Origin of the sequence: Paenibacillus sp. CAA11, assembly GCF_003060825.1 — a bacterium.
In the GTDB taxonomy this organism is placed as follows: domain Bacteria; phylum Bacillota; class Bacilli; order Paenibacillales; family Paenibacillaceae; genus Fontibacillus.
On the sequence record NZ_CP028922.1, the window covers coordinates 3170786 to 3191216 of the forward strand.

The 20431-nt window shown below is 48.3% G+C and carries 19 protein-coding genes and 1 other RNA gene; 3 read left to right on the plus strand and 17 right to left on the minus strand.

Features of this window, described 5'->3' with window-relative positions:
• The first annotated feature begins 6 nt into the window (after window positions 1–6).
• Complete coding sequence (locus tag DCC85_RS14900; RefSeq protein WP_108466307.1) at window positions 7–1086, plus strand: coiled-coil domain-containing protein; 1080 nt, start codon at window positions 7–9, stop codon at window positions 1084–1086.
• Here the strand turns inward: DCC85_RS14900 and DCC85_RS14905 are convergent.
• From DCC85_RS14905 to DCC85_RS14935, 7 genes are all read right to left on the minus strand, one after another.
• Window positions 1083–2360: an ABC transporter substrate-binding protein gene (locus DCC85_RS14905; protein ID WP_159081893.1), complete on the minus strand. Its 1278-nt coding sequence runs from the start codon at window positions 2358–2360 to the stop codon at window positions 1083–1085. The two genes, DCC85_RS14900 and DCC85_RS14905, sit on opposite strands and share 4 nt — an antisense overlap.
• A gap of 198 nt (window positions 2361–2558) precedes the next feature.
• Complete coding sequence (locus DCC85_RS14910) at window positions 2559–3893, minus strand: PhoH family protein (protein ID WP_108466309.1); 1335 nt, start codon at window positions 3891–3893, stop codon at window positions 2559–2561.
• 151 nt (window positions 3894–4044) lie between these two features.
• Window positions 4045–4506: a pyridoxamine 5'-phosphate oxidase family protein gene (locus tag DCC85_RS14915; RefSeq protein WP_108466310.1), complete on the minus strand. Its 462-nt coding sequence runs from the start codon at window positions 4504–4506 to the stop codon at window positions 4045–4047.
• Between the two features lie 76 nt (window positions 4507–4582).
• On the minus strand, window positions 4583–5650 hold the full coding sequence (locus tag DCC85_RS14920; RefSeq protein ID WP_108466311.1) for an LCP family protein: 1068 nt from the start codon (window positions 5648–5650) through the stop codon (window positions 4583–4585).
• Window positions 5651–5815: 165 nt separating this feature from the next.
• Window positions 5816–7657, minus strand: coding sequence for a translational GTPase TypA (typA, locus tag DCC85_RS14925; RefSeq protein WP_108466312.1), 1842 nt, complete (start codon window positions 7655–7657; stop codon window positions 5816–5818).
• 127 nt (window positions 7658–7784) lie between these two features.
• A complete protein-coding gene (locus DCC85_RS14930; RefSeq protein ID WP_199910024.1) occupies window positions 7785–8279 on the minus strand; it encodes a hypothetical protein in 495 nt (164 codons plus the stop codon).
• 178 nt (window positions 8280–8457) lie between these two features.
• Window positions 8458–9117, minus strand: coding sequence for a TerC family protein (locus DCC85_RS14935; RefSeq protein ID WP_108466313.1), 660 nt, complete (start codon window positions 9115–9117; stop codon window positions 8458–8460).
• A gap of 268 nt (window positions 9118–9385) precedes the next feature.
• Here DCC85_RS14935 and DCC85_RS14940 point away from each other — a divergent pair, with 268 nt between their 5' ends.
• On the plus strand, window positions 9386–10087 hold the full coding sequence (locus DCC85_RS14940; protein ID WP_234414191.1) for a TerC family protein: 702 nt from the start codon (window positions 9386–9388) through the stop codon (window positions 10085–10087).
• 75 nt (window positions 10088–10162) lie between these two features.
• Here the strand turns inward: DCC85_RS14940 and thiI are convergent, their stop codons facing one another.
• The 6 genes from thiI to DCC85_RS14970 form a co-directional block, all read right to left on the minus strand.
• Window positions 10163–11404 carry a tRNA uracil 4-sulfurtransferase ThiI gene (gene thiI, locus DCC85_RS14945; RefSeq protein ID WP_108466314.1) on the minus strand — a complete coding sequence of 414 codons (1242 nt, stop codon included), beginning with the start codon at window positions 11402–11404 and terminating at the stop codon, window positions 10163–10165.
• A 5-nt stretch (window positions 11405–11409) separates the two neighbouring features.
• Entirely contained in the window at window positions 11410–12558 is a 1149-nt protein-coding gene (locus tag DCC85_RS14950; protein ID WP_108466315.1) for a cysteine desulfurase family protein, read from the minus strand.
• A 108-nt stretch (window positions 12559–12666) separates the two neighbouring features.
• Window positions 12667–13407, minus strand: a complete 741-nt coding sequence (locus tag DCC85_RS14955) for a lytic transglycosylase domain-containing protein (protein ID WP_108466316.1) — start codon at window positions 13405–13407, stop codon at window positions 12667–12669.
• 192 nt (window positions 13408–13599) lie between these two features.
• On the minus strand, window positions 13600–14037 hold the full coding sequence (locus DCC85_RS14960; protein WP_108466317.1) for a hypothetical protein: 438 nt from the start codon (window positions 14035–14037) through the stop codon (window positions 13600–13602).
• Window positions 14038–14096: 59 nt separating this feature from the next.
• On the minus strand, window positions 14097–14342 hold the full coding sequence (locus DCC85_RS14965; RefSeq protein WP_234414192.1) for a DUF1540 domain-containing protein: 246 nt from the start codon (window positions 14340–14342) through the stop codon (window positions 14097–14099).
• A 123-nt stretch (window positions 14343–14465) separates the two neighbouring features.
• Window positions 14466–14966 (minus strand): YpuI family protein, encoded by a 501-nt coding sequence (locus tag DCC85_RS14970; protein WP_108466318.1) that lies wholly within the window; start codon window positions 14964–14966, stop codon window positions 14466–14468.
• A gap of 250 nt (window positions 14967–15216) precedes the next feature.
• On the opposite strand from DCC85_RS14970, the gene DCC85_RS14975 reads away from it, so the two are divergent.
• A complete protein-coding gene (locus DCC85_RS14975) occupies window positions 15217–17088 on the plus strand; it encodes a S8 family peptidase (RefSeq protein WP_108466319.1) in 1872 nt (623 codons plus the stop codon).
• A gap of 105 nt (window positions 17089–17193) precedes the next feature.
• On the opposite strand, the gene rnpB is transcribed toward DCC85_RS14975, so the two are convergent.
• The 4 genes from rnpB to DCC85_RS14995 form a co-directional block, all read right to left on the minus strand.
• Window positions 17194–17602: RNase P RNA component class A (rnpB, locus tag DCC85_RS14980), an RNA gene on the minus strand.
• Window positions 17603–17703: 101 nt separating this feature from the next.
• On the minus strand, window positions 17704–18819 hold the full coding sequence (locus tag DCC85_RS14985) for a Nif3-like dinuclear metal center hexameric protein (protein ID WP_108466320.1): 1116 nt from the start codon (window positions 18817–18819) through the stop codon (window positions 17704–17706).
• On the minus strand, window positions 18795–19553 hold the full coding sequence (locus DCC85_RS14990) for a tRNA (adenine(22)-N(1))-methyltransferase (RefSeq protein ID WP_108466321.1): 759 nt from the start codon (window positions 19551–19553) through the stop codon (window positions 18795–18797). The genes DCC85_RS14985 and DCC85_RS14990 overlap by 25 nt, the downstream gene beginning before the upstream one ends.
• A complete protein-coding gene (locus tag DCC85_RS14995; protein WP_108466322.1) occupies window positions 19550–20374 on the minus strand; it encodes a hypothetical protein in 825 nt (274 codons plus the stop codon). Before DCC85_RS14995 ends, DCC85_RS14990 begins: the two co-directional genes overlap by 4 nt.
• Window positions 20375–20431 lie beyond the last annotated feature (57 nt).

Consider the following 20431-nt stretch of genomic DNA (forward strand, 5'->3'; position numbering starts at 1 on the left):
ATTTGCTTGGCCCGCCGCAACTTAAAATGGTATGCAAGCTTGGCGCTGCTGGCCGCCGCCCTTTTCTCCCCTGGCGCATTGCTCGCCGAGCCTAACCCAGATTCTACGCAGCAGATTCTGGAGAAGAGCTTGTCGATTGTAGAAATTGACAGAGAGATCAAACATATTGAAGAGCAGCAGCAAGCTACAAAACAGTCTATAGAAGACCTTTCAAAGCAGTTGGATGTGAAGGAAAAGAATATTAGTACCAGCCGAGATCGTGCAGGTGATCGCATACGGGCATATTATATGGGAGAAAGGGAGGACCTGCTGGGAGCACTATTGTCAGCACACAATCTCACTGACTTTTTTTCAATAGCGGATTACATAGGGATGATCTTCGGAAGAGATCAAGAGATTATTTCGGACTATCAGAATGAATATGCTGTGCTCAAGCGGGACCAAGATAAGCTTCAACGACTGAACGATGAGCTTAACGAGATCAAGAGCAATCTGCTGGAGCAGAGGGCAAGGGTACTTGCCTTGCAACGAAGCGTTGACGGTTCCATTCAGGGAAGCAGCGATCCGGACAAGCTAAAGGCTCTAATCTCGGAAATGACAGCCTACTGGGAAAATGTCGGATTATATGAAGTTCGCCGGCATTTTAAGGCACTCGCCTCTGCCATGGAGGATTTTCCAGAGTTCCTTCAGGAACACAACCAGAGCATGGTCGTTAAGGGCGGAAGCTACACTCTGACGATTCAACAGGAATCGCTGAATGAATTCCTTCGTTCTAAGGACGAGCTGTTTCAGCATTTTTCCTTTACTTTTGACAAGGACAAAATTATTGCCGAAGGTGAGCGGGACTCCTTAAAGCTTCGTGTAGAAGGCCACTATTCTGTAGAAGATGAGCCTAAGAACTCTATTCAATTTCATGTAGATCATCTGATTTTCAATGGACTGGAGCTGCCTGACACCACATGCCGGGAGCTGGAAAATGACTTCGATCTTGGCTTCTATCCGCAGCAAATCATCCCTCTGATTAAAGCTACTGCAGTGGAATTAAGAGAAGGAGAAATGATTGTACAATTAAAGCTCGCCCTTTAAGGGCGAGCTTGTGTTATTTTGGCATATGCATCGCTAAAAGCCTTAAGTGGCAGCTGTCCATTCATAAAAGCTGAAGCGGATACCGAAAAATTCTCAAGTTCAGTATTTTGCGCAGAATTAGATGGAATGAAGAATGCAGGCTCCTGCTGAGATTTGGCAGAGATCCATTCCTTAAGCCCTGGATGAAAGGATGAAGAATAAGCTGATTTTAACGCGGGGAGTTCGCCAGAAATATCGAACCAGTCAGCCTGCATTTCCGCGGAGGTCATTGCTGCGATCCATTCGTTAGCCGTCTCTCCCTCCGAAGAGCTTGCTGCTACGGCAAAGCTTTTGCCTGCTGCATACATTCTGTGCTCAGGATTCAGTAAACCTGGATATTCGATTTTCAAGCTTGTGGAAAACGGCCGGTTGTGCAGTTCTGAAGCACGATAGATTCCCAAGACTGCCTGTCCTGTAGACAGCTGAGTCCAAAAGTTATCTCTAGCTAGAGTATCCGGTGTACTATAAAATACCGAACGGGCTTTATCCATGACGCGTAGGGCTTGATTTTCCCCTTCGGTCAAACCTTCTGATCCATCCCGCTCCTTCTGAGGATGTCCTCCGATTCGCCATATCAAGGAGAGTACGGCCATAGGATCCGTAGTATCCAAGCCCAGAATGCCACCTTTGGCCGTGCTGTTGGCCTTCATTGCGCTTAGCAGCCGTTCCCATCCGGCCAAATTCGTCGGAAGTGAGTTAACCCCAAACTCCCTTAGGCGGTCCGGTTGATAAACAACGACATAAGGATCCATATCCTTCGGAATTGCCCAGACATACCCGTTCCATTCATTTAGAGCAAGCAAACCTTCTACAGTCTCACCGGATGATGTCCCTGAGAAATAAGCTTCTGAAGGAAGCAGGTATCCCCTTTCGGCAAATTCCTGCACCCATTTATTATCCAGCAGCAGCACATCCGCAGATTCACCTAGAGCAAGAGCATGCCTAAACGTCTCATAAGCCTCCGAAGAAGCAACATTAATAAGGTGAATTTGTACATGCCTGCTCTCCATAAACTCTCGGGTTCGCTCCTGAAGCCGTTCAAAGAGCTCCGGGTTTAAGGAGACAGCAGCCGTTATATTTCCTACTTCCCGTTCCTCCTGACGATGAGGCAAAGAGACGGGCTCCGACAAGCGATTGTTCTCGCTGCTTAGCAGGTTGCGGTTATCGCCGGGAGACAGTCCGATTAAAGCGAGTAGCAAAAGTGCAAAGAGTACCCAATGTTTTTTTCGCTTCACAGCTGTACGTCCTCTCATGGATCATCCATTTCTGCATTATATTGTATCAAATAATCTCATCTCTTGTCCTCTGCTTTCTTTCCTCCCTAATATCTACCCCTTCCTCATCATCAATTCCCGGGAAATAAATATCGCAGCCTGTTCACAAAAAAGAGCACGACACTAGTTCCGCAGTGTCCTGCTCTAAACTTCCATCTTCTATAAAAGATCTGCAGCAATCTGTGCTAGCTTAGAGCGCTCTCCTTTTTCCAAAGTAATATGGCCGCTTATTCCCTGGTTCTTAAACCGTTCAACAATATAGGTTAGCCCATTGCTAGCTGCATCTAGATAGGGGTGGTCGATCTGCTCCGGGTCCCCCATCAAAATGATCTTGCTCCCTTCTCCCACTCTGGATACAATGGTCTTCACTTCGTGCCTGGATAAATTCTGGGCCTCATCCACGATAATGAACTGAGCTGGGATGGATCTTCCGCGGATATAAGTCAGAGCCTCAACCTGGATACTCCCTAGTCCCATTAGAATCTTATCAATATCTCCCGACTTCTTCGTGTCAAATAGAAATTCAAGATTATCGTAAATCGGCTGCATCCAAGGACGCAGCTTCTCCTCCTTCTCCCCCGGCAAATAACCGATATCCTTTCCCATCGGCACCACCGGTCGAGCAATAAGCAGCTTCTTGTATTTATGCTCGTCTTCAACCTTTAAGAGTCCGGCAGCAAGCGCTAGCAGCGTTTTCCCTGTGCCTGCCTTCCCGGTAATGGTGACCAGTGGTATTTCGTCGTTCAAAAGCAGCTCCAACGCCATCCTCTGCTGAGCATTTCTGGCATTGATCCCCCACACAGGTTCATTGCTTAAATAGAGGGGCTCTAAGCGGGAGGCATCTTCCGTAACCTTTAGCAGTGCAGATTTGCCGCTGCCCATCTCATCCTTAAGAATCACAAACTCATGAGGATAGAGGGAACAGTTCAACCCCAGAGCATTTACTAGCAGGTAACGGTATGTGTAGAATTGATCGATGATTGATGGATGAACCTTAATAGAGCAATAACCACCATATATATCAGAGGGCCCGGCGGCGGTCCGGTCAGATAAATAATCCTGAGCTGTCATACCGAGCACATCTGCTTTAATGCGGACCAAGACATCCTTGCTGACCAAGACGACAGGACGAGGGGACTCCAGCTCCTGCTGTTCAAAATGATAGTTCAAGGCAACTGCCAAAATCCGATTATCATTTGTAATTTCGCCGAACATCTCCTGCACCCTAACAAAGCTGCGATGATTAAGCTCCACCTTTAAGCTTCCGCCATGATCCAGCAGGACCCCGTTATGAAGATGCCCCTTTTCTCTGAACCCATCCAGCAGGCGAGAGACCCCTCTCGCATTCCTTCCAATCTCATCGGCGTTTCTCTTCTTAGAATCAATCTCTTCCAGGACGATGGCCGGGATAACCACTTCATGCTCTTCAAAAGCAAAAATCGCATTAGGATCATGTAATAGTACATTCGTATCCAACACAAATATTTTTTTCACTCTTATCCCCTCCACCGCGATCAGTGCATCCTCTTCATTACATACATATTTAATGGGTGTGCCTGGCAGAATAGAAAAAAGATAATTACCGGATGTCCTGCATCTACAGCTGCCCAAAAGACAGGCCATAGAAAAAAAGAGCTCTAGCGCGTTATTGCGCAGAGCTCTTGTGCATGGCAGAGAGAACCTGAGCATCTAGCTCATCTGCCGCCCGCCGATCATAAATTTTGGTATAGGTAGGTGCCGAAGCAAGCTGTGCTCCGTAAAATAAAGCATTGCGTACAGCCTCTATCGTTAGCTCAAAACAGCACATCGGAAAAGGTACATTCTCCAGCGGGTCCTGCAGAACAGACACCCGTCCGTTAATCGCATAGATCGTATCTTCTCCAAAGACACTGATCGTAGCCAAAGGATTAATCTTAAGATTACGAACTAATCTTGAACGGTGATCCAGCGCAAAACGAAGCGTGGAATAATTAGCTGCATATATCCATGAAATCGCACTGGACGTCGGTCCCCCGCATTCTGCATCAACTGTATTCAGCAGGACAAATGTTTCGGATTGGAGCATCGTGTATAGCGATTCAGTCAACTGTGTAACGGATCCCGAAATGGTAATCTACCTCCATGGGTACAACAGAATTTAACATATTATAGCACATAAGATCCGCTGTCTTCCATTTCCTCCGCTACTTTGCAGAAGTTTCACTAGTAGAGCGAGTTCCCGCCAGCTCCTCCTGTAGTGCCTCCTTCGCTTTGTTGATCTCGTTGTCACTTAAATACACATAAGGACTCTTCCAATCCCCAACCAGCGGTACAAAGCGAACATTTTGCTTTGAGATATTCCAATAAGTCATGATCATGTCTTTGATCTGTTGTGATTCCAGGTCAGTGGTCATATTGTCTCCTACCGATTTAATCACCTTATCGGCATTAAGAACCCCATTGAGTGATTTAGCCTGGTCCATCAATGCATGCAACACTTCATTCTGGCGCCGGTTGCGGTCAAAGTCATCAGAAGCCGCCGTCTTCGGCTTACAGTTGGATTTACGGTAACGGACATAATCCAAGGCTTGTTTGCCGTCTAGATGCTGCTCCCCTTTTTTCAGATTAATGTTTGTTCCATCCGCCTTGTCAACGTAACACATATTCTTATCCACATTAACATCTACCCCGTCAAGAGCATCTACAATATCCCGAAATCCTTGAAAGTTCAGCACGGTTACATAGTCGATGTCAAGGTTAAAAAACTTGCCCATCATCGTCTTCATCTCTGATTCTGCAGAAATGCCGGACTCCTTCGCTTCCCGTAGGAAGATAGGGTAAAACGCGTTAATCTTATTCGTCTTGTAGCCCTTCAGCGAAATCCGGGTGTCTCTCGGTACAGATACAAGCGTAGCCGTCTTAGTCTGCGGGTTCATCACCATCAACATGATGACGTCACTAAGGTGCGTCTTGGATTCAGGACGGTAATCCGTCCCAAGCAGCAGCATAGAGATCGGTTTGACTTTAGCGGATCTTGCTGGGTCCAGCGGTTTATCCGTACCCGCTTCATTAATTGTCGAATTCAGACTCCATAAAGTGCGGCCAGCCCAAATACCCACCACGATCAATACAATAAGCATAATACCCAATACTGTCTTTAGAAAAACCTTGCCCGGACTGGATTTTTTCTTCTTCTTCCTGGGAGACGCCGCCGGTTTCCCCGTCCGTTGGCTTCGCTCTCTTGGCGGGAGCCCTCTGCCGGATGTGCCCATATTGGTCAACCCCTTTTATCAGTCTTCATGATCTTGGAACAGAAAAATATCGGCCGCGGAAGCGACCGATATTCTCTCTATACGGCTAAACGGCCGCTCCACTTCAAACTAACGTTCTTACCTTCAAAAAGTTTCATTTGCCGTCAAATGTCGAGCTCTTCAAGCTTAGGCATTTGCCTCAGCATTTTTGCGATGCTTCTCTGCGCGTTCACGCTCGCTCTTGTTCAGGATCTTCTTACGAAGACGCACAGATTTAGGCGTAATCTCACAGTATTCATCGTCATTCAAATATTCCAGGGCCTGTTCCAAAGAGAACAGACGAGGTGTCTTCATCTTGACGGTATCATCTTTCGTTGCCGAACGAACGTTGGTCAACTGCTTCTCTTTGCAAATATTAACAACAATATCATTATCGCGGGTATGCTCGCCCACGATCATACCTTCATAAATCTCAGTGCCCGGTTCTACGAAGAGAATACCGCGATCCTCGATAGACAGGATACCATACAAAGTAGATACCCCGTTCTCGCTCGATACCAACACACCCTCGTGACGCCCACCAACTTGTCCGCCAATCAGCGGTCCATAGCTATCGAACGCATGGTTCATCACACCATAGCCGCGAGTGAGTGTCAAGAAATGCGTGCTGTATCCGATCAGGCCACGGGCAGGAATCAGGAATTCAAGGCGAACTTGGCCCGTTCCGTTGTTAACCATGTTAACCATCTCTGCCTTACGGGAGCCTAAGCTCTCCATGACCGCTCCCATGCTCTCTTCCGGAACATCAATCATGAGCCGTTCAACCGGCTCCATCTTAACGCCATCGATCTCTTTGACGATAACTTCCGGCTTGGATACCTGCATCTCGTATCCTTCGCGGCGCATATTCTCAATCAGGATGCCAAGGTGGAGCTCACCGCGGCCTGATACGATGAACGCATCCGGGCTGTCAGTTTCATCCACACGCAAACTGACATCAGTTTCGAGTTCCTTGAGCAGACGCTCACGAAGCTTACGGGAGGTTACCCATTTGCCTTCACGTCCTGCAAACGGACTGTTGTTCACAAGGAACGTCATCTGCAGGGTAGGCTCGTCAATCTTAAGGACAGGCAGCGCTTCAGGCTGGTTCGGATCGGCGATGGTCTCCCCGATGTTGATGTCCTTGATTCCGGCAATCGCCACGATATCGCCAGCGCCCGCTTCCGGAATCTCTACACGGCGCAGCCCTTGGAAGCCAAACAGCTTCTCAATGCGGGCCGACTTCTTGCTGCCGTCACGCTGAATAACGGTAACCGGCTGTCCTTGACGGATGATACCGCGGTTAACCCGGCCGATGGCAATCCGGCCCAAATATTCATTGTAGTCCATAAGTGTAACGAGAAATTGAAGAGGCTCATCCACCTTCTCTGTTGGAGATGGGATATGCTCGATAATCGTCTCGTACATTGCAAGCATATTATCATCCTGTTTCTCAGGATCCAAGCTCGAAGTCCCGTTCAGGGCAGAAGCATAAACAACCGGGAACTCCAGCTGCTCATCGGAGGCTTCCAATTCAATGAACAGATCAAGCACTTCATCAATAACTTCTGCTGGACGTGCTGCAGGACGGTCAATCTTGTTCACAACAACGATTGGAGTCAGGTTGGATTCAAGCGCCTTGCGAAGTACGAACTTGGTCTGAGGCATGCAGCCTTCATAAGCATCTACGACAAGAAGAACGCCATCAACCATCTTCATGATCCGCTCCACCTCGCCGCCAAAGTCGGCGTGGCCTGGTGTATCCACAATATTAATCAAGAAGTCCTTGTAGGTGATCGCTGTATTCTTCGCCAAAATGGTGATACCGCGCTCCCGCTCCAAATCATTGGAGTCCATTGCGCGTTCTTGAACGGCTTCGTTCTCCCGGAAAATTCCGGATTGTTGTAAAAGTTTATCGACAAGTGTAGTTTTGCCGTGGTCGACGTGGGCAATAATCGCAATGTTGCGAATTTGTTCTCTGGATTGCATGGTTTGTCTCCATATCCTTTCTGGTCTCTAGTTCACAAAAGAAGCGCCGGATCAGTAATTGGCCGACGCTTTCATATCCCCTATATTATACGCTAAATTGAGTATAATTCAAGAACTTATCATCAGATCACCAACCGCGGCGATTTCTTCCTCGAAATCCAATCAGCCCGAGCCCGCCGATTATAAGGATTAAGGCAATCAGATAAACCGCTGAGAAAGCCAGCAGTGTAATCACAAACAGCAGGATGGAAATGGCGATAAGTCCCAATGCCAGCGATAAAATGCCCGGCTGACGGAAGCGGGAGGCTCTGTCGAATTCCAGCAGTCCTGCACCTATACCCAGTATAAAACCTGGCCACAAAAAACGTAATGTCTGCCAGCCCCACAGGTTCCCAATGCAGAAGAGCAGCCCGTAAATCACCAGAATGCCTCCGGGAACAAGCGCTGCCGCAGGAACTTTACGGCCGATATACAAAAGATGCAGCAAGATCCCCGGAATTAGGAATAGCAAAGGCCAGAGCGCACTGCCCAAAAAGGAAAAGACGCCCCACTTTCCCAGCAAAATAATAATGCCGGCCGCTACAATAATAACCCCGGTCATCAATTTGTTGTTATCGGACACTACAATCACGCACCTTCCGAAATAAACATGATGAAGGACTGGCTCCTGGCAAATTACGACATCCCTCGCTCTCTATTTTAATGGATTTTTTCGTAAAAAACTACTTTTTGATCTTTTTTCAGAAAAAACAACAGGCAGGCCGCTTGAGGGCGGCCTGCCTTACATATAAAATACAGCTTTATCTCCGATTCCATAGATATCCGTGGATAAATCCAATCAGCACAGCCCCAACTGCAAACACTGCCGGAATACCGGCTGCAAGCCCAGGGGCTATGCTGTGAAGCAACTGTCCCAGCTTGGGATCGTGCAGCAGCATTTTACCTGCGGTAAAAGCTAGGATTCCTGCTCCCGCATAGATCAGTGCAGGATAGCGATGCAGCCAGTCCGCAATCAGGTTGCTGCCCCAAATCACAATGGGGATACTGATCGCAATACCTATCACCAATATGGCAACATCTCCATTCGCCAATGCAGCAATGGCTAGGACATTATCCAGACTCATTATGAAATCTGCTGCCAGAATAGTCTGAACCGCCTTCCATACCGTTGCTGCGCTATGTACCCGGGAGTCCTCCTCCTTCTGCAGCATAAGCTTAAAGGCGATTCCTGCAAGCAGAATTCCTCCGCAGGCCTGAATAAAAGGGACACGCAATAATATAACTGCGATCCAAGTCAGAAGGCAGCGAAGCAGCACAGCTCCGACCGCTCCCCACCAGACTGCTTTTCTGCGCTGTGCAGGAGGAAGGTTCTTGCTGGCCATTGCGATTACTACCGCATTATCTCCACTAAGAACCAGGTTTATCATCAAGATTTCAATTAACAGCATGATCCATTCCACTGGCCTTCCCTCCCTATATTTCTCAGATGTATGCGGAAAAAGGCCAAGCTATGCTTTTTCTAGTGATCTGTGTTTTAATAAGAAAGGAGCTTTGAAATGAACTTTTCTTTTTGAATCCTTTTAAACCTCTGTCTCGTATTACATTTGTGCTGGGCTAAGCAATGTTTTGCCCTTGCTTGAATTTTTGTACATAGGGGTATTATATTAGACGAGTTTTTTGTTTCTGCATGGCCCAAAGATATGAACTTCATTGGAGGAAGTGACACAGTTGGAATTATTCAGTATGACTTTTTTTCTGGCTCTGATTAACATCATCTTTATCGACCTGATCCTTGCCGGAGATAACGCTATTGTCATCGGTATGGCAGCCCGAAAGCTCCCGAAGTCTGTTCAGAAAAAAGCTATCCTATATGGAACAGGGGGCGCTGTTCTTCTCCGTATTCTAGCAACCCTGGTCGTTGTATGGCTCCTGAGAATCCCTTGGCTGCTCGCCGTAGGTGGGCTCCTCTTGATATTCATAGCATATAAAGTCTTGACCGATGAGGGAGATCACGACACCATTGATGCCAAGGACGCTTTGTGGCCGGCCGTAAGAACCATCGTCATCGCAGATGCCGCTATGGGACTGGACAATGTCATCGCCGTAGCCGGTGCATCGAACCAGCATAGCATCCTAGTCATTATCGGGCTCTTGATCAGTGTGCCTATTGTCGTATGGGGCAGCACCATTTTCATCAAGCTTCTCACTTGGTTCCCATGGATAGCTTACCTGGGTGCGGGAATTTTGGCTTACACCGCAGCGCATATGATTACGGAAGAGCCTAAGCTTCTGCCTTTCCTGGAGGACAAGCCTGTACTCCGGTATGGATTTATCGCTATCGTTATTGTCGGAGTGCTCGCAGCCGGGTTTGCCCATAAACGCAAGGTCCGTTCTGGACAGAACAAACGTGACTCCCAACCGGCTCATTAATATTTAGCCTATGCAAATAAGCCTACAACCTGTCCCCACCGGGAAGGTTGTAGGCTTATTTATGCTGCAGATAGGTCAGAACCATTTCTCCGGTACAGTAGTAGTTTGTGCGTCTCTGCCAAAGATCGTCCCATCTGCTTTGATCGTTAACGTCTCAGTCTGATCCACAGCCCCTTGAATTAGTTCCTCCAGCCCTTCCAGGGTGGCCTCAACCTTCTCAACTACCCGCAGATTCGGGTTCGTGGTTGGAGATTTGGGGAGAAACAGCGTGCAGCAGTCCTCATAAGGAAGAATGGACAGCTCATAAGTTCCCACCTTCATAGACAGCTGAATAATCTCCTCCTTATCCATCATAACAAGCGGACGAAGCAATGGAAGATCTGTCGCCCTGCCAATCACATTCATGCTGGATAAAGTCTGACTGGCTACCTGTCCCAGGCTCTCCCCGGTCACGATAGCTAGAGCCTTATTCTTCTCCGCAAGCTCGGTTGCAATTCGCAGCATGGCCCGGCGCATGAAGGTAATGATCAAATTGTCCTGTCCCGCCTTGGTAAACGCTGTTTGCACTTCTGTAAACGGAACAAGATGAAGCTTAATCTGACTTCCTGAGTATCCGGATAGTATTTTAGCAAGCTCAATGACTTTGTCTTCTGCCTGTTTGCTTGTGAACGGATAACTGTGAAAATGAACACACTCAATTTCCAGGCCCCTGCGCATAGCCGACCAGCCGGCAACCGGGCTGTCAATGCCCCCGGATAACAACAGCATGGCCTTTCCATTAGAACCGAAAGGATAGCCTCCTGCAGCGGGGATCACTTCACTGTACAGGTAGGTCGCTTGTTCGCGAACCTCTACACGCAGCTCAATTTGAGGATGATGGACATCCACCTTGAGAGCAGAGCAAGCCTTCAGGATCGGATCAGCCACCTGTTTATTCATCTCCTGGGAAGAATAAGGAAACTCCTTCCATACCCTGCGGGCATTAACCTTAAACCGGGTTCCTTCAGCAGGCTGCAACTTACTAATAAAGTCTGTTGCTGCAGTTAAAATATCTTCAAGCTGTGATTTGGTGCGTAGAACGGGGCTGATAGATGTGATGCCAAACACCTTCTTGAGCTGCCCTATCAACTCTTCAGCTGATTCCCCGTTCAACTCAATATACAGACGACCATAATCTTTGATAACTTTAGCCTTTGGAAATGAATCGAGCAGGCTCTTCACATGGGTGATGGCTGCTTTCTCAAATTTAGAGCGGTTCTTTCCTTTAACACTAATCTCCCCGAACCGCAGCAGGAGCATATCATAATTAGGCTTCATTGCAATTAGACCCCACCTTTCAATCCACGAAGCGAACTTACCGCTTTAGACAAAGCAGCAAGCAGCTCTCTGATGTCTTTCTCTGTATGCTCCTCGCCCAGGCTGATGCGAATTCCTGAAGAGGCCGTATCCATATCCTTACCCATCGCCAGCAGGACCCGGCTTGGCTCACTCCGTTTGGAGGAGCAGGCCGATTTAGTGGATACCAGCATCCCGGACTGTTCCAAGCTGTGAAGCAGAACCTCTGCCTTCATTCCCGGAAATGAAAAATTAACAATGTGAGGAGCTCCATCCATATTGGAATTCAAAACCAGGTCCTCCTGCTGCCCAATCCCTTGAATCAGCAGTTCCCGAAGAGCCTGCCACTGCTTGGCTCGTGCTTGTTGTCCATGAGCAGCAAGCCTCACGGCCTTAGCCATCCCGACTACATTTGGAAGATTCTCCGTCCCTGAACGAAGCCCAGCTTCCTGCCCTCCCCCTGCAAGCAGAGGGAAAAGTCGTATCCCCTTCCTAACCACCAGAAGTCCTGCTCCCTTAGGTCCTCTGAACTTATGGGCAGAGATGCTGTAAAGATCTACCCCTGCCTCCTTCGTCAACAGCGGAAGCTTGCCGAAACCTTGAACTCCATCCACATGAAATATCACCTTGGGGTGTTCCTTTTTGAGGCGCCTTCCAATCTCCTCTATAGGCTGAATACTGCCTGTCTCATTATTTACCTGCATGACTGATACTAACACAGTGTCCTTCCTCACTGCCTGGAGGACCCGATCTGCCGATACCTTCCCCCGCTCATCTACCGGGATGAAGGTAATCTCATACCCGAGCTGCTCTAGCTGTCGGCAGCATTCATAGACAGAAGGATGCTCAATCATAGTCGTGACAATATGTCTCCCCCGTGATCTATATTCTATAGCGGCTCCTTTGATCGCCAAATTGTTGCTCTCTGTAGCAGAAGAAGTAAAGATCACCTCTTCAGGTGCAATGTGCATGGCATCCGCACATACTTTACGCGCCATCTGAAGCAGCTTTGCGCTATCCAGTCCATACTGATGCAGCGAGGAGGGATTGCCGTAATGCTGCTTCATGACCTCCGTGATCGTATCAATCACTTCTTCATAAGGCGGGGTAGTTGCTGCATGGTCAAAATACTTCATTGATCCTGCCTCCTTTGCTGCATGACAAAAGCCAAAACGGAGGACGGTAGCCTAATAAGGCGCGTCTCTCCGTTTTGGCGCTTAAGAATGATCTAATCTTAGCTTACCTTACACCTCATACTTCTGGCGGGCACGCTCAATCTTGCCAATATAATTCTGCGTCTCGACCGGAAGCATATGAAGCTTATCCATCAGCTCCTGATCGCTGCTAATCCCCAGCTTGTTAAGACGTCCCGGTCCCGCGTTATACGCGGCAAGTGCCATCTTCTCTTGCCCGCCGAAGCGCTGCAACTGGTAAGAGAGATAACGGACCCCACCGTCGATGTTCTGAGCCGGGTCCATGGGATCACTTACGCCCAGGCCTTGAGCCGTCCCATCCATCAGCTGCATTAAGCCCTTGGCTCCGGCCGAAGATACCACATTAGGTTTGAATGAGGACTCTGTATCAATAACCGCTTTAATCAGCGATTCGCTTACACCATACTTTTGGCTGGCCGCCTTAATGATTTCATTATAGGCGGTTGCCTTACTGCTTGAGGAGGACGATGTCGAATCCGCTGAAACAGCTGGAGTTGCTGCCGTCGCTTCTGCTGTATCTGTCGTTGTGGATGCAGGGAGATACTGCCATAGCTGGCCATCGATCATTGCCGAAGAATTAGATGAGGACATATCATCAAGCAGTGAAGACGTACCCTGTCCCCCCTCCATCATCTCTTGAAGCAGCAGGTTGAACATGGAGTTGCTGCTGTCTGTAGAAGATGAACTTTGCAGAGCAGTGCCCTGAAGGTTGATACTGTTCATTAACTGTAGCTCGATCAGCTGCTTGAGGGTGCGTGGATCAATTTGCATTCCGAATGACTCCTATTCTATCCTTGCGATAGTCACGTTAATCTGCAAGGAGGTTTTTCCATTTGGTAATGTATTTATTTTACACGCCCGGAGCTCGAATAACCAGTCTTTTTGTCAGAAAAAACGAGAAACAGGCCCTCTTACGACCAAGGACCTGTTCTAATAGCTAATTGCTGATCTGTAGGATATTTATTATCGCGTAAAGGGAATAAGAACAAAGTAGCTGATCGTAGAGATAATCCCTAGTGTCAGTGCCCATGCCCCCGATGTCCGTTTGCCCTGATTATAGGCATAGAAGCCAAGCACCGCTGCAATAGGACCAAGTACAATAGACCACATGAATAAGGAGAGAACCCCCAGCCCTACACCGATATAGCCGGCGGTTTTCCCAGCATCCTTTTCCCCTGCTGCGGTCTGAGCTGAAGATTTGTCCGTACGGTCACTGTACTTTCGGATCGGCACCACCGATTTATCCACGATAACTCTCCGATCTAATGGCCGAACATTGGTGGTTCGATTGGACGGAGCTATTTCTGCGGCATACTCCTCATGATCGGTTTTGCGCGGGTAATCCACACGTTGGATCGGCTTCTTCGGCTCAGACAAATCCGGTTTCTGTTCATCGCTCATTTCATTTACACCTCCGGAATATTCTGAATCATCATTCGCAATTAGTTTGGTTAAGGCACTTATGCCTTTGGCTTAAAGGTGTGGCAGCACGTAGCCGAAGAGGTTTTAGCCTCATCTTGATGCGTGCTGTCAAATGTCTCTCCTGCGAACTCTTCTCGGTAATGGGCTTTTGCATGCTTATCGATATCAATCATAATTAAATCGGCTTTACAAATATTTTGTTCTCCCCAGTAGCCGCAATTCGCAACACTGCATTTAACTATGGGTTTATCGCCATTTGGCATATTGATCACCTCAGTCATCATTGTCTCCCCGCCTAATCACAGCTATGCAGCCGCCGAGATGACAATTGACTCCAGCCATCAGTAAGGATTTTCCAACGAAAAAGACGCCCTGCTAACAAGGCGTCTTCTAAACAAATTCTATAGTTATGATCCACTGCGCTGCATGCGGCGCTGAGTCAAGTAATCACTTTCGTAATAAGTCAGTTCATCTCTCAAATCCTCAAAAATCTTGCTCACATCCAAGACTACATCCCGTGCGGGACGTACGGGCTTCTTCCGAAACCGGATCGCATCCTGGCCTGTGTAAGCATATCGACCATCCTCAGAATAACTCTCATTCTTAGGATAGAAATAGCTATTCACACAGTCATGGTACACATGATAGAGTGCTTTCTCTGCGGCATCCTTGTCAAAATTGGCACGGCGAAGCAGAACTCCCAACCGCTCATCGTTCGCTTCCGAGTAGACAAGCAGGTGTCTCAGATCCGTCAAGAATCCTTTGTAGAAACGTGCCGTTTCCTCATCCTGTTCTTCCATAAGCTGTGGCAGTGCATATTCATTTAGGAACTGTTCTAGTCTTTGGGCTGCTTTCTTAAGCTTCTCTCTTACGGCTTCACATAGATGTTGGGTATTGGCTTCTGGCATAAAGTCAGTTCTCCTTCCATTCTGTCAAAGCAAGGGATACAGTTAAGTCTTTGTCATGGTAAGACTAGTTCCACTAGCTTTATCCTACCATAAAATACTTGGAAGCGGTATCCCGTTCTTGCCTCATAAAAGCGCCTTAGCCCAGCATTTGCCACCTAAGGATTTGTGCCTTGCTCAGAATAAAATCCTACCCGATTTCTAAGCCTAAACGGCATAGATGATCAGTTAACATTCATAGGAGGGTCAACCCATGTCTATCCGCCACTGGACAGCCGTCTTAATGATTGGAGCTGCCGCAGTTCTCATTCTTGTCATGCTGCCTGCTGGACACAACAGCCACCCTGGCAAAAAAACAGCAAACCTCACACCTCGGCAGGAACAAACTATGAAGCAGACGATGTTAAAGCGAGATCTTGATGCGACAGATCGGCTTGCAAGGCGTGATGCGCGGCTGCACTTAAAACAGCTACAGCAGCAATTTGAGCAGTCACCAGAGTCCGCATCCAATGAATGCCGCATCTTGCAGAAGACCCATGGACATTTGCTTGAGGTCATTCCTGTTGGAGTAAAAGCTTCCAAAGCTACTATCCGTCAAAATAGCTTCCGCCCAACCAGCGAGGATGAAGCCAGCCTGAAGCTATATGTCGGCTTGGCGAAGCAAGCATTGAAGAAAGGTAAAGCTTATGAATCTCCGGGCTTTCCTGACCGGGACTCCCGGTATTTCATAGCAGCAGAACCAAGCAGCAGTGGCAAAGGTGGAATCATCGGAGTATTCAGTACGGGAATTATGAAACAGGTGGAGACTCATCAGCGCCGCAATCTTCGCATGATTCCGTATCCTAAGGAAGGCAACTACAAAGTTGAGTCCGTTCACCCTGATACGCTTAACGATGTTACAGTCCGAACCGGACATGATAATGAAAATGCCAGCCATTATTATGAGAACGAGGTTGTGGTGACCTTTAGGTCGCATCCTACCCCTCAGCAATTGGCTAAAATCAAGCATGATATCGACAGCGAGGAATATCAAAAGCTCAATAGCACCTACATTTTTCACGCGAAACAGATGAGTACGCAACAGCTTATGAGCTACTTCAAGAAGAATTGGAGTCCCAAATTTGTAGAGCCGCATTATCTGTATTTGACCAATGAAGCAAGCCCGACCAGCGATATTGAACTAAAACCGGAGGTTCCCAATGACGCGCTCTTTTCCGAGTACCAATGGAATCTGCCAATCACCGAAACCAATCGCGGCTGGAACCTGTCCAAAGGCAGCAACGATGTCATCGTGGCCGTCGTTGATACCGGCGTGGACCTTAACCATCCCGATCTTACCGGGCGTATTCTCCCTGGATACAATGTCATTAAGCCTGGACAGAAGCCTATGGATGATGTAGGGCATGGTACACATGTGGCCGGAATCATCAGCGCCAAGGTCAACAATGGAGAAGGGATAGCCGGGATGACCTGGGGTACGAAGATACTGCCGGTAAAAGCCCTTGATAAATCCGGCTCCGGTACCACCTATTCTGTAGCACAGGGCATCATTTGGGCTACCGATCATGGAGCGAAAGTGATCAATCTAAGCCTTGGTAATTATGCACAGGCCAACTTCCTGCATGAAGCGATTAAGTACGCATATGACCATGATGTGGTCCTGATCGCAGCCACCGGCAACGATAATACAGAACGTCCCGGCTACCCTGCAGCCTATCCTGAAGTGCTTTCTGTTTCGGCTACGGATGCCAAAATGAAGCGTGCCTCCTTCTCTAATTTTGGAGACTACGTCGATGTTATGGCGCCAGGCGAGAGCATTGCCAGCACGTATCCAGGAAACCAATATGCTGCCCTGTCGGGCACATCGATGGCAAGTCCCCATGTGGCAGCATTAGCAGCCCTGATCCGCTCAGTCAATCCGGATCTGCGCAATACCGAAGTTATGGATATTATCCGAAACAATGTCATTGATTTAGGGAATCCCGGACATGACAAGTATTTCGGCTATGGTCAAATCGATGTGTTCTCTGCACTGAAATCTGCTGGACAGAGCCAATCCCCTTTGCTACTATGGCCCCAATGTACAGAACAAAAACTGAACAAGCTCATGAAGGGGAGCAAGTAAAATCTATACAATTCAATAACAAAAGCAAAAAGCCCTGTAAGACAAGCGATTCATCGCTGTCAGACAGGGCTTTGTTCTAAATTATGTTAAGAAGTGTGTTGCAGTGATGGAAGTTTTCCGTAAGCCGGGTTCTGTACTTGTTGTGGTCATAACGGGAACTACCCTCCCACCTTAAGTGACAATCATCTATCTAGGCTGCTCATTGCTAAGCAGCTCCAGCGACCAACCCAGACGCGCCTCGGGCTAAGGCTGCTCTCTCCCGCGAAGGGAAGCTGCGTCCCATTAGGTCTTGCTCCAGATGGGGTTTACCAGGAGCGAAGTCACCAACGCTCCTCGGGGTCTCTTACACCTCGGTTCCATCCTTGCCTGTGCCGCTAAGCGGCCATCGGCGGTCCATTTCTGTGGCACTATCCTTCGGCTCGCGCCGACTGGACGTTATCCAGCATCCTGCCCTATGGAGCCCGGACTTTCCTCCCGCGGCTGCTAAGCCGCCGGCGATTGTCTGTCAAACTTCCAAACAACACTAGCTAGTATATATAAAATCGATTCATTATACAAGACCAAAAATCAAGGAATTTTATACGATTTCTGGAGCCCCTTCCAGGAGCTTAGCTCCTAGCGAAGTTGAAATGGGTTGGTATCCACCTGTGAAGCATATACCCGGGTATCGTACCGTCCCTCTTGTAGCTTGGCACTCAGCCAATCCGCCACCTTGGCACGCATGATTTTCTCGGCATGGTGACCAGGGTCGATGAGCGTCATGCCCGCAGCCAGGGCCTCCTGAGCCGTGTGATAGTCCACGTCACCTGTAACGAGAACATCTGCACCGCGGAATTTGGCCCTGCTCCAATATTTACCACCTGAACCGCCCAGCACAGCGGCCTTGCGAATCTCTTTGTTAAGATCACCCACAATAGTTACATGAGGGACACCCAGTCCCTCCTTAACACGGTCTGCAAATTGCTCGAGCGTAACCGGCGCATCCAGCTTGCCAACCCGGCCCAGGCCAAACGTTCGTCCCTTCAGATCTACCGGATATAAATCATAAGCTACCTCTTCATAAGGATGATTCTTGAGCATAGCCTGAATGACCTTGCTTCTGATGCTGTTCGGAACAATAGTCTCGACCCGAATCTCTTCCGCCTGCTCCAGCTTTCCTTCCTGCCCCAGGTAGGGATGAGTCCCTTCACGGGGAACAAATGTCCCGAACCCTTCAATATTGAAGCTGCAATGGCTGTAATTCCCGATCCAACCTGCACCTGCTCCAAGAATGGCATCAAGCACCTTTTTATGATGATCTTTGGGTACGAATACAACAAGCTTGAACAATTTGTCCATATGCACATCATCTACAGAGACCGTACTGTGAATACCAAGAGCCTCGGCCATCCAGTCGTTCATACCGCCTTCCGTAATATCCAGGTTGGTATGGCTGATATACACGGCGATATCATGCTTAATCAGCTTCTCATACAATCTTCCGGCCGGGGTGTCGGTAGTCAGCGACGTAACTGGACGGAAAATGATAGCATGGTGAGCAATGATCAGATCAACGCCCAGGGCGATCGCTTCATCCACCACCTGATGGGTCACTTCCAGTGTGACCAGCACATTCTTAATTTCCTTCTGAAGCGTGCCTAATTGAAGGCCTATTTTATCCCATTCCTCAGCAATATGCTTAGGAGCCAGCTGCTCCATATACTGAATTACTGTTTGTCCTTTGGCAAACATGACAGAACCTCCTTCAATTGGTCGATTTGCAGTGTAAGTTCTGCTTCCTTTTGACGGGCTGTGTCCTGCTCTGACTGTGCCATTTGCTTGCGAATCCGCTTGAGCTTGTCTCCTTCAGACTCCCACTTCTCATGAAAAACAGCACCTGGCTTGTTCAGGAGATAAGGTCCCATTAGCAGCAGCCATTCTTTGGTCAGCACAAGTCCAGAGGAAAGTGTACGCTCATGATATAGATTCTGGTTCGCTTTCACAGCCTCATTATGCCGCTCAGCCGTCAAAATTTCATAAATTTTCCCGTCTTCCTTAAGAATGTGCTCGTCCGTCAAATACCAATCGTGCTCAAGCAGCCAGCGGCGCACAATCTCTTCGCCAACATTGGGCTGCAGGATGAGACGCTTGACCCCCTCAAGCTTGGAAAGCCCCGACTCCAGAATTTGAGCCATAAGCGCTCCGCCCATGCCGGCAATGGTGATTGCTTCCACTTCACCGGGAGCAATGACGGCAAGGCCATCTCCCTTGCGCACGTCGACCTTCCCCTCTAACCCTGCGCCTGCAACCTGACGTTTAGCAGACTCATAAGGGCCATCATTCACCTCTCCGGCAACAGCGCTCTTTGCCCGGCCGCAGAGTACAGCAGACACCGGAAGCAGCGCATGATCAGAGCCGATATCGGCAAAGGTACAGCCTTCAGGCAGTCGATTTTCGATTTCCTGCAGTCTTACAGATAGTTTCATGATGCCACCCACGCAATCCATTTTTTTCTAAATAAAAACAACATAACAAAAGCTATTGCTAATTTAACCAGACATAACAGAACAAATCCCTGCGACACATTCTGTCTTAATAAAAAGGCATCCGCCTCAGACATGAACCATACCGTCAGACCAACGGCAAAGTAAACTGGTGAGAGCCGTTTGATCCGGTGATGGGTTAGCCAGCTTAGCCAGATCATCACCACGCTGATCGGCAACCAGAGCAGCTGAAGCAGCAGCCAGGAAGCCTCCGGGTGAAAATGGCCAAACAGGTATGCATATAGCAGCATAGCGCAAACATAGCCGCAAAAATGAATAATGCCAAGATTCAAAAAGAATCCGGCCGCGCCCCACGCCACAGCGCAAATACCAAGCAGTGCGGCCACAGCAGGCACGCTGTGCCACCCTTGCAGCGATAATATCCAGGAGCCCGAAGCCAGAAGCAGAAAACTTCCCATGCTGGACATCACTAATGCCGCAAGCTTGCGCCGGGGCCTCCAGACGGCAGCTACTGTATAACAGGTTGATGTTAACAGTAAAGAGATCGCCATTTGCAATGGCCATGGAAAAGAGCTAAAATAAAGTCCAATAATGAATATTAAGGAAATAATTCCAAATCCAAGCAACCATGTCTTTACATTACCTTGCCGGATCTGAGTGATAGAGAACACATTTTTGGAAGATTGCACATGCTCATCGGTGTATAAATTCTCAAGAAAATCGCAGTACTGTTCCGGCAGCAAGCGGCCTGTCCTCCAATGGTCAATTTCGGTTAAGATGATTTCCTTTTTCTCAGGGTTCACCGAACATGCCTCACTTCCCATACATATTTCAAAAAAAGGACCTTGCTGCTAAGGTGC

Excerpts from the sequence above, each read along its gene's own strand:
- DCC85_RS14920 (WP_108466311.1), bottom strand. The coding sequence starts at position 5,650 with ATGGGCACATCCGGCAGAGGGCTCCCGCCAAGAGAGCGAAGCCAACGG.
- typA (WP_108466312.1), bottom strand. The coding sequence starts at position 7,657 with ATGCAATCCAGAGAACAAATTCGCAACATTGCGATTATTGCCCACGTC.
- thiI (WP_108466314.1), bottom strand. The coding sequence starts at position 11,404 with ATGAAGCCTAATTATGATATGCTCCTGCTGCGGTTCGGGGAGATTAGT.
- DCC85_RS14950 (WP_108466315.1), bottom strand. The coding sequence starts at position 12,558 with ATGAAGTATTTTGACCATGCAGCAACTACCCCGCCTTATGAAGAAGTG.
- DCC85_RS14955 (WP_108466316.1), bottom strand. The coding sequence starts at position 13,407 with ATGCAAATTGATCCACGCACCCTCAAGCAGCTGATCGAGCTACAGTTA.
- DCC85_RS14960 (WP_108466317.1), bottom strand. The coding sequence starts at position 14,037 with ATGAGCGATGAACAGAAACCGGATTTGTCTGAGCCGAAGAAGCCGATC.
- DCC85_RS14965 (WP_234414192.1), bottom strand. The coding sequence starts at position 14,342 with ATGATGACTGAGGTGATCAATATGCCAAATGGCGATAAACCCATAGTT.
- DCC85_RS14970 (WP_108466318.1), bottom strand. The coding sequence starts at position 14,966 with ATGCCAGAAGCCAATACCCAACATCTATGTGAAGCCGTAAGAGAGAAG.
- DCC85_RS14975 (WP_108466319.1), top strand. The coding sequence starts at position 15,217 with ATGTCTATCCGCCACTGGACAGCCGTCTTAATGATTGGAGCTGCCGCA.
- DCC85_RS14985 (WP_108466320.1), bottom strand. The coding sequence starts at position 18,819 with ATGTTTGCCAAAGGACAAACAGTAATTCAGTATATGGAGCAGCTGGCT.
- DCC85_RS14990 (WP_108466321.1), bottom strand. The coding sequence starts at position 19,553 with ATGAAACTATCTGTAAGACTGCAGGAAATCGAAAATCGACTGCCTGAA.